This window comes from Streptomyces sp. MH60, from assembly GCF_002939385.1.
GTDB lineage: Bacteria > Actinomycetota > Actinomycetes > Streptomycetales > Streptomycetaceae > Streptomyces.
Genome location: NZ_MULI01000139.1, coordinates 1 through 8,446 on the forward strand (window position 1 = coordinate 1; position 8,446 = coordinate 8,446).

General features: G+C 73.1%; 7 protein-coding genes and 1 pseudogene. 6 read left to right on the top strand and 2 right to left on the bottom strand.

Features of this window, described 5'->3' with window-relative positions:
* The 4 genes and pseudogenes from BZZ08_RS37560 to BZZ08_RS37575 form a co-directional block, all read left to right on the top strand.
* Positions 1-341, top strand: a pseudogene (locus tag BZZ08_RS37560) (alpha-glucosidase C-terminal domain-containing protein); the annotation flags it as partial.
* A 28-nt stretch (positions 342-369) separates the two neighbouring features.
* Positions 370-1,731 (top strand): maltokinase N-terminal cap-like domain-containing protein, encoded by a 1,362-nt coding sequence (locus tag BZZ08_RS37565; protein WP_104636621.1) that lies wholly within the window; start codon positions 370-372, stop codon positions 1,729-1,731.
* Positions 1,732-1,734: 3 nt separating this feature from the next.
* Positions 1,735-3,960, top strand: a complete 2,226-nt coding sequence (gene glgB / locus BZZ08_RS37570; protein WP_104636622.1) for a 1,4-alpha-glucan branching enzyme — start codon at positions 1,735-1,737, stop codon at positions 3,958-3,960.
* A gap of 72 nt (positions 3,961-4,032) precedes the next feature.
* Positions 4,033-5,124, top strand: coding sequence for a glutamate--cysteine ligase (locus BZZ08_RS37575; RefSeq protein WP_104636623.1), 1,092 nt, complete (start codon positions 4,033-4,035; stop codon positions 5,122-5,124).
* A 28-nt stretch (positions 5,125-5,152) separates the two neighbouring features.
* Here the strand turns inward: BZZ08_RS37575 and BZZ08_RS37580 are convergent, their stop codons facing one another.
* Complete coding sequence (locus BZZ08_RS37580) at positions 5,153-5,389, bottom strand: DUF6480 family protein (protein ID WP_104636624.1); 237 nt, start codon at positions 5,387-5,389, stop codon at positions 5,153-5,155.
* A gap of 154 nt (positions 5,390-5,543) precedes the next feature.
* Between BZZ08_RS37580 and BZZ08_RS37585 the strand changes: the two genes are divergently transcribed.
* Entirely contained in the window at positions 5,544-7,451 is a 1,908-nt protein-coding gene (locus BZZ08_RS37585) for an AMP-dependent synthetase/ligase (protein WP_104636625.1), read from the top strand.
* Positions 7,452-7,582: 131 nt separating this feature from the next.
* Positions 7,583-8,017 (top strand): ATP-binding protein, encoded by a 435-nt coding sequence (locus BZZ08_RS37590; RefSeq protein WP_104636626.1) that lies wholly within the window; start codon positions 7,583-7,585, stop codon positions 8,015-8,017.
* Positions 8,018-8,026: 9 nt separating this feature from the next.
* Here BZZ08_RS37590 and BZZ08_RS37595 read toward each other — a convergent pair.
* A partial coding sequence (locus BZZ08_RS37595; RefSeq protein WP_241965662.1) for an ATP-binding protein occupies positions 8,027-8,446 on the bottom strand: 420 nt, incomplete at its 5' end.

An 8,446-nucleotide genomic window follows, 5' to 3' on the forward strand; every position in this document is an offset into this window, starting at 1 on the left:
TCCCTGCTGCACTGGACCCGCCGCATGATCGAGATCCGCAAGCAGAACCCCGCCTTCGGCCTGGGCACCTACACCGAACTTCCGTCGTCGAACCCGGCGGTCCTGGCCTTCCTGCGGGAGTACGAGGACGACCTGGTGCTGTGCGTGAACAACTTCGCGCGGTTCGCCCAGCCCACCGAGCTGGACCTGCGCGAGTTCGCGGACGCCATCCGGTCGAGCTGTTCGGCGGGGTCCGCTTCCCCGCCATCGGTGACCTGCCGTACCTGCTGACCCTCGGGGGCCACGGCTTCTACTGGTTCCGGCTCACCCGAGTCGCATCCCGCATCGGCCGCCGCGCTTGAGCGTGGGCCGAGGAAAGGACGCGTCACCATGCCGAAGACCGCACCCCTGCGCACGAGACGCGGGCAGCTCGCCGAGCCGATGGCGTCGCTCGGCGAGTTGCTGCGGGAGTGGCTGCCGCGCCAGCGCTGGTTCGCGGGCAAGGACCGGCCCGTGGCCGAGCTGGGTCTGCTGTCGATGACCGAGCTGTTCCCGGGCTGTCTGCACCTCCTGGTGCACACCGGACAGGGCTCCGTGCCCTTCCCGGGCGGCACTCCCTTGGCCGGGGACTGCTACCAGCTGCTGCTCGGCGTGCGCGAGCAGCCGTCGCCGCGGCTGGGCCGGGCCGTCATCGGGCAGGTGCAGGACGGGCCGCTCGCGGGACGGACGGTCTACGACGCGCTGCACGACCCCCGGATGGCCCAGCTGCTGCTCGAACGGCTCCGGCACCCGGGCAAGGCGGGACCCCTGCGCTTCGAGGCCGACCCCGCCAGGCCGGTGCCCGGCGGTCTTGCTCCGCGACTGCTGGACGCCGAGCAGTCCAACTCGTCGCTGATCTACGGCGACGAGTTCATCCTGAAGCTCTTCCGGCGCGTCCAGCCCGGCGTCAACCCGGACCTGGAGGTGCCCGACGCGCTGGCCCGCCAGGGCTGCGGCCGGGTCCCGGCGCCGGTGGCGTGGATGCGTACCACCTATCCGTACCAGGCGACGCTCGGCGTGCTCCAGCCCTTCCTGCACGGCGCCTCCGACGGCTGGACCCTCTCCCTGAACGCGCTCGCCGCCGGGGACGAGTTCACCGTGCAGGCCCACGAGCTGGGGCAGGCGATGGGCGACGTGCACCTCGCGCTGGCCTCCGCCTTCCCGGTCGGCGCGCCCGGCGAGAACGGCCGCACGGCGGCGGCGATGACCGAGCGGCTGACCGCGGCGGCGCACTGCGTACCGGCGCTGCAACCGTTCGTCCCGGGCCTGCGCGCGGCGTTCGCGGCACTGTCGACCTGCGACTCGGGGCCGCCCGCCCAGCGCATCCACGGCGACCTCCACCTGGGTCAGGTGCTGCGGGCCGGCCGGGACTGGTTCGTCATCGACTTCGAGGGCGAACCCTCCCGACCGCTGGCCGAGCGGCGCAGCGCCCACTCCCCCGTGCGGGACATCGCGGGCATGCTGCGTTCCTTCGACTACGCCGCCCGGCAGCGCCGCCCGTGGCGCCCGGAGTGGGCGCGCCGCTGCCGTGAGGCGTTCTGCGCGGGTTACGCCGCCCGCGCCGGATGGGACCCCCGCAAGAAGCACGGCCTGCTGCGCGCCTACGAGACCGACCGCGCCGTGTATGAGGTGCTGTACGAGGCCCGGCACCGCCCCGACTGGCTTCCCGTACCCATGGCGGCGATCGAACGACTCGCCGTGAGAGGAGACTGACCCGTGGCCCTCCGCGACACCTCGATCCCCGAGCCCTCCGGTCCCGTCGCGCCCGCACCCGGTGCGTGCGCGACCGCGCCGCCCCTGGACCCCCACGACCGGGGGCGCCTGCTGGCGGGCGCCCACCACGACCCGCACGCCCTGCTGGGCGCCCACCCGGTGCCCGGCGGTGTCGCCTTCCGGGCGCTGCGCCCCTTCGCCCGGGAGGTGAGCGTGGTCGTGGACGGCGAGCGCCACGCCCTCGGGTCGGAGGAGGACGGCCTGTTCTCCGGTGTCCTGCCGCTGACCGAGATCCCGGCGTACACGCTGGTGGTGGCGTACGAGCAGGGCGAGCCGCAGGAGACGCACGACCCGTACCGCTTCCTGCCCGCCCTCGGCGAGCTGGACCTGCACCTGATCGGCGAGGGCCGGCACGAGCAGCTGTGGCAGGCCCTCGGCGCCGAGCCGATGACGCACCAAGGGGTCACCGGCACCCGGTTCACGGTGTGGGCCCCCAACGCCCAGGGCGTGCGGGTCGCCACCGACTTCACGCACTGGGACGGCACGGCGTTCCCCATGCGTTCGCTGGGTTCGACCGGGGTGTGGGAGCTGTTCCTGCCGGGCGTCGGCGAGGGCACCCGGTACAAGTTCGAGATCCACTCCCGGTACGGGCACCGGTTCCTCAAGGCCGACCCGATGGCCCGAGCGGCCGAGGAGCCGCCGAACACCGCGTCCGTGGTGACCGCCTCGCGCTACGAGTGGGGCGACGCGGAGTGGCTGCGGACCCGGGCGGGCACTCCGGTGCACGAGGCGCCGTTCTCGGTGTACGAGGTGCACCTGCCGTCCTGGCGGCCGGGGCTGACCTACCGCGAACTGGCCGAGGAGTTGCCCGCGTACGTGAAGGACCTCGGCTTCACCCACGTCGAGCTGATGCCGGTCGCCGAGCACCCCTACGGGCCGTCCTGGGGCTACCAGGTCACCGGCTTCTACGCGCCGACCGCGCGCCTCGGCTCGCCCGACGACTTCCGGTACCTGGTCGACGCGCTGCACCGGTCCGGGATCGGCGTGATCATGGACTGGGTGCCGGCGCACTTCCCGAAGGACGACTGGGCGCTGGGCCGCTTCGACGGCGACCCGCTGTACGAGCCCGGGGACTCCCGGCGCGCGGAGCACCCGGACTGGGGCACGTACACCTTCGACTTCGCGCGGACCGAGGTGCGCAACTTCCTGGTGGCCAACGCCGTGTACTGGTGCGAGGAGTTCCACATCGACGGGCTGCGCGTGGACGCGGTGGCCTCGATGCTGTACCTGGACTACTCGCGCGACTCCGGGCAGTGGGAGCCCAACCAGTACGGCGGCCGGGAGGACCTGGCGGCCATGGCCTTCCTCCAGGAGATGAACGCGACGGTCTACCGTCGCTGCCCCGGCGTGGTGACCATCGCCGAGGAGTCGACCGCGTGGGGCGGGGTGACCCGGCCGACCGACACCGGCGGGCTCGGTTTCGGCCTGAAGTGGAACATGGGCTGGATGCACGACTCGCTGGAGTACGTCGCCCACGAGCCGGTGCACCGCAAGTACCACCACCACGAGATGACGTTCTCGATGGTGTACGCGTACAGCGAGAACTACGTGCTGCCGATCTCCCACGACGAGGTGGTGCACGGCAAGCAGGCGCTGGTGGCGAAGATGCCGGGCGACTGGTGGCAGCGGCGCGCGAACGTGCGTGCCTACCTGGGCTTCATGTGGGCCCACCCCGGCAAGCAGCTGCTGTTCATGGGGCAGGAGTTCGCGCAGGGCGCGGAGTGGTCGGAGAAGCAGGGCCCGGAGTGGTGGCTCCTGGACGAGGGGTACCACTCGGCGGGCGACCACCGCGGGGTGCGGGACCTGGTCCGCGAGCTCAACACCCGCTACGCGCGCACTCCGGCCCTGTGGCAGCGCGACACCGACCCGGCCGGCTTCCGGTGGGTGTCGGTGGACGCGGCCGAGGACAACGTCTTCGCGTTCCTGCGGTACGGCACGGACGGCGCCCCGCTGCTGGCGGTGTCGAACTTCTCGCCGGTGGTGCGGCACGACTACGGGCTCGCCGTCGGCGACGAGGCGGTCGCCTGGCAGGAGGTGCTCAACACCGACGCCGAGGAGTACGGCGGCAGCGGCGTGGCCAACCCGGACCCGGTGAAGCCGGAGGACGGGAGCATCCGGATCACGCTGCCTCCGCTGGCGACGGTGTGGCTGATGCCGTACGCCCCGTGAGCCTGCCAGGTGTCCGACCGGCTGTCCGGGGCAGTCGGTCGGACACACCGGCTCTCAGAAAGGCGGCACCAGGTGCGCACCGTCGGAGTGGAGGAGGAGCTTCTCCTGGTCGATCCCGCGAGTGGTGAACCGCGGGCGCTGTCCGCCGCCGTGCTCGCGCGGGCCTTCCTGGACGACTCCGGGCAGGAGGTGTTCGAGAAGGAGCTGCACGAGGAGATGCTGGAGTTCGCCACGCATCCGCAGACGGACATGGAGCGGCTGCACGCGGAGATCGTCCGCTGCCGTGAGGAGGCCGCGCGGCACGCCGGCGGGATCGGGTGCGCCGTGGCCGCCCTGGCCACCTCACCGCTGCCGGTGACGCCCTCCATCGGCGTGAACCGGCGCTACGAGTGGATGGCCGAGCAGTACGGCGTCGTGGTCCAGGAGCAGCTGGTCCTGGGCTGCCACGTGCACGTGTCGGTCGACTCCGACGAGGAGGGCGTCGCGGTGATCGACCGGGTGCGGCCCTGGCTGCCGGTGCTGGCGGCGCTGAGCGCGAACTCGCCGTTCTGGCAGGGGCGGGACTCCTCCTACAGCAGTTATCGCAGCCGGGTCTGGCAGCGCTGGCCGTCGGCCGGTCCCACGGAGCTGTTCGGCTCGGCGGAGCGCTACCACCGCCGGGTCGCGGACATGCTGGCCACCGGGACGATCCTCGACGACGGGATGGTCTACTTCGACGTCCGGCTCTCCCAGCGGTATCCGACGGTCGAGTTCCGGGTCGCGGACGTCTGCCTGGACGCCTCGACGGCCGCCGTCCTCGCCGCGCTCGCCCGCGCGCTGGTCGACACGGCCGCGCGGGAGTGGCGCCGGGGCGCGGAACCGGCCGGGCACAGTGTGAGCCTGCTCCGCCTCGCGTCCTGGCGGGCCGCCCGGTCCGGGCTGACGGAGGAGTTGCTGCACCCGGCCACGATGCGGCGGATGCCGGCCGAGACGGTCGTGCGGGCCCTGCTGACGCATGCCGAGGAGGCCCTCGCGGCCGCGGGCGACCTGGAACGGGTGCGCGAGGGGGTCGACGCGTTGCTGCGGCACGGCAACGGCGCCCGGGTGCAGCGCGAGCTGCTGGAGCGCACGGGCAGCCTGCGGGAGGTCGTCGCCGCGTGCGTACGCCGTACCCAGGCGGCGTGAGGCAGCCGTACCCAGGCGGCGTGAGGCATCAGTAGATCAGGGCCAGGGCGTAGCCCAGGAGACCCACCGCGAAGATCAGCACGACCGCGAGGATCAGGGCCATCGGCCCCTTGCTCCAGCCCTTGGCCGGATTGCTGAGCAGGTCCTGGGGGCCCGCCTCGGGCATGCTGCTCTCCGCCGGCGGGGTCTCCCCGGGCGGCACGCCGCCGCCGGGCTCCAGGCCGGTGCTGAGTCGGGGGTCGGGATCGGGATTCACGTACGTCATGCCACCCCGGGTCCCCCGATCCGGCCGGATCACCGGGTGGGAACACTTCTGCGTTCCCGGCCCCCCGCCGCCTGCGGCTGAGCTAGCCTCCGAGCACCGTCGACCACGGTGATCGTCGTCGGCGTCACCGTCCGTACACGTCAGGAGCCGGCGCATGCGCGAGACCGCACTCGCTCCCCGGGCCGTCCCGCCGCTGACCGGAGGTCTGGCCGACAGCCTCTTCGAGACGGCCGCCCGCACACCGGCCCTGCCGATGCTCGCCCGGCGCCGGGGCCCCGGCTCGGCGTCCTGGGACGAGGTGACGGCCGTCGAGTTCCGCGACGAGGTGGTCGACCTGGCGAAGGGCCTGATCGCGAGCGGGATCTCGCCCGGCGACCGGGTGGCGGTCCTGGCCCGCACCCGGTACGAGTGGACGGTCTTCTGCTACGCCCTGTGGACGGTGGGCGCCGAGGTCGTGCCGATCTATCCGACCTCCTCGCGCGACCAGGTCGAGTGGATCCTGCGGGACGCGGGCTGCGTGGGCGTGCTGGTCGAGGACGAGCAGAGCGTGATGACCGTCGGCTCGGTGTGCGCGTCGCTGCCCGCGCTGCGCCACGTATGGCAGCTGGACGGGGGCGCGCTGGACGCGCTGGCGGCGCGCGGCGCGTTCCTCCCGTTCGCCACCGTGGACTCCATGCGCCGCATCGTGCTGCCGGACTCCACGGCGGTGGTGGCCTACACCTCCGGCACCTCCGGCCGCGCCCTGGGCTGCGCGCTGAGCCACCGCGGTCTGGCCGCGCCCTGCGACACACTGCTGGCGGGCTGGGGCCACACGGTGGCACCGCCGGGAGAACAGGGCGCGGTCCTCGCCTACCTCCCCTTCTCGCACGTGTACGGGCTGATGATCCAGAACCTGTGCGTCCGCGGCGGGTTCCTGATGGCGCACGAACCCGTGATGACCGGGGACGCGCTCTCCTTGGCCCTGCGTTCCTTCCGGCCGACGTATCTGTACGCCGTGCCGTCGGTCCTGGAGAAGATCTACAAGAACTTCCTGCGCACCGCCCAGCAGGCGGGACGCGGTGCCCTGTTCGAGCGGGCCGCGGACACGGCGCGGGACTTCGCCGCCGCGCTGGAGCGCCAGCGGCTCGGCCGGGGCACCGGGCCCGGCTTCGACCTGCGCCTCCAGCACGCCCTGTACGAGCGGACGGTGTACCGGCGGCTGCGCACCGCCCTGGGCGGCCGGGTGAGCCGGGCGACGTCCGGCGGTTCGCCGCTCAGCCGCGAGCTCGCCCTCTTCTACGAGGGCATCGGCGTCTACGTGCACGACGGCTACGGGCTGACGGAGACCAGCGGCGGACTGACGATGCAGCCGCTGGGCCGGGAGAAGTCGGGCACCGTCGGGCAGCCGCTGCCCGGCATGGAGATCCGGTTGGCCGACGACGGGGAGATCCTGGTGCGCGGGCCGTCGCTGTTCCAGGGGTACGTCGGTGACGGGGCCGCCACCCGCGAGGTGCTGCGCGGCGGCTGGCTGGCCACCGGCGACCTCGGGCACCTGGACGACGAGAACTACCTGGCGATCACCGGCCGCAAGAAGGACGTCATCATCACCAGCGGCGGCAAGAGCGTGGCCCCGGCCGCCCTGGAGCAGCGGCTGCGGATGCACCCGCTGGTGCACCAGGCGGTGCTGGTCGGCGACAACCGGCCCTGCGTCGGTGCGCTGATCACGCTCGACCCGGAGTTCCTGACGCACTGGCGGGCGTCCCTGGCCCTGCCGGGCGACGCCCCGGCCCGGGAGGCACGCGAGGAGAACGCGCTGCGGGAGGAGATCGCGCGGGCCGTGGCGGCGGCCAACAGCGCGGTGTCCCGCTCGGAGTCCATCCGGGTCTTCCGGGTCCTGCCCGAGCCCTTCGACGTGGCGGGCGGACTGCTCACCCCGTCGATGAAACTGCGCCGCGACGAGATCGTACGTACCTACTCGCTGGAGATCGACGCGATGTACGCGGCGCGTTCGCACCGCCGGCCGGCGCAGCCGCCGCAGGAGCCGGCCGGCTGGGAGGAAGCGGACAACGTGTTCCTGCGCTGATCCGCGGCCTGGTCCCGCCGCCGGACCGGTACACCGGCGCGACTAGGTTCGCCCGGCACGGGAACTTACCAACGGAGGGCATCCGAAGGAGAAGGGACGACGCCCGGCCGGGGCCGGGCCGGGAAGGCGCAATGGCAGCCGAGTCGCGTTGGGACAGGACACTGGCTTCCGAGGAGATCACGAATCGCACCGCCAGCTTCGCCGGGGAGCTGCACAATGTGACCGGCGCGCGGCTGGTCGCGGAGGAGTTCCTCTACGACCTCGCCCGTGCGGCGCCGCCCGCGGCGCCCGAGCACTGGGACGACATCCTCCTCGTGGTCACGGAGCTGGCGGCCAACGCCGTGCAGTACGCTCCGGGGCCGTTCCAGCTGCGGCTGCGCCGTACCTTCGACGGGGTGCACGTGGTGATGCACGACACCAACACGACGGAGCCCGCCCCGCGTCCCTTCCACCCGAGCAAGGGCGGCGGCGGCATCGGCTGGCATCTGATCCACACCCTGTCCGACCAGGTGAGCGTCGTCACCGGGGAGCAGGGCAAGGACATCCACGTCTTCCTGCCCTGGTGACCGGTGTGGTCACGGGGCCGGTGCGACGCGCAGGGGCACGAGTGCGCCGATCGTCTTGCCGCCCCCGGGCCGCGGGGCGACGGTGATGTCCCGGGCGAGGCGGGCGACCAGCGGCCAGCCGTACCCGCCACCGGGGTGGGTGGTGGGAAACACGTACGCGGCCGGGGGCACCACCGAGCTGTTGTCGTGGACGGCGATCCACAGCCCCTCCTCGGTGGGCCGGACCTCGAAGCCGGCCAGCCCCTCACCGTGCCGGATCGCGTTGGTCACCAGTTCCGAGACCACGAGCAGCAGGTCGACGACGTCCTCCTCGCGCACCTCGCGCCCGGGGCCGCCCCATACCGTCCGCGCCACCGACGCGGCGTACGCCCGTGCGGCCGCCGCGCCGCCCCCGGCGCCCAGCGCCGGCGGGGCGGGAGGCGCGGGACG

Bases quoted from the DNA above. Each gene is read 5' to 3' on its own strand.
- BZZ08_RS37565 (WP_104636621.1), top strand. From the start codon at position 370: ATGCCGAAGACCGCACCCCTGCGCACGAGACGCGGGCAGCTCGCCGAG.
- BZZ08_RS37580 (WP_104636624.1), bottom strand. From the start codon at position 5,389: ATGACGTACGTGAATCCCGATCCCGACCCCCGACTCAGCACCGGCCTG.
- BZZ08_RS37585 (WP_104636625.1), top strand. From the start codon at position 5,544: ATGCGCGAGACCGCACTCGCTCCCCGGGCCGTCCCGCCGCTGACCGGA.
- BZZ08_RS37590 (WP_104636626.1), top strand. From the start codon at position 7,583: ATGGCAGCCGAGTCGCGTTGGGACAGGACACTGGCTTCCGAGGAGATC.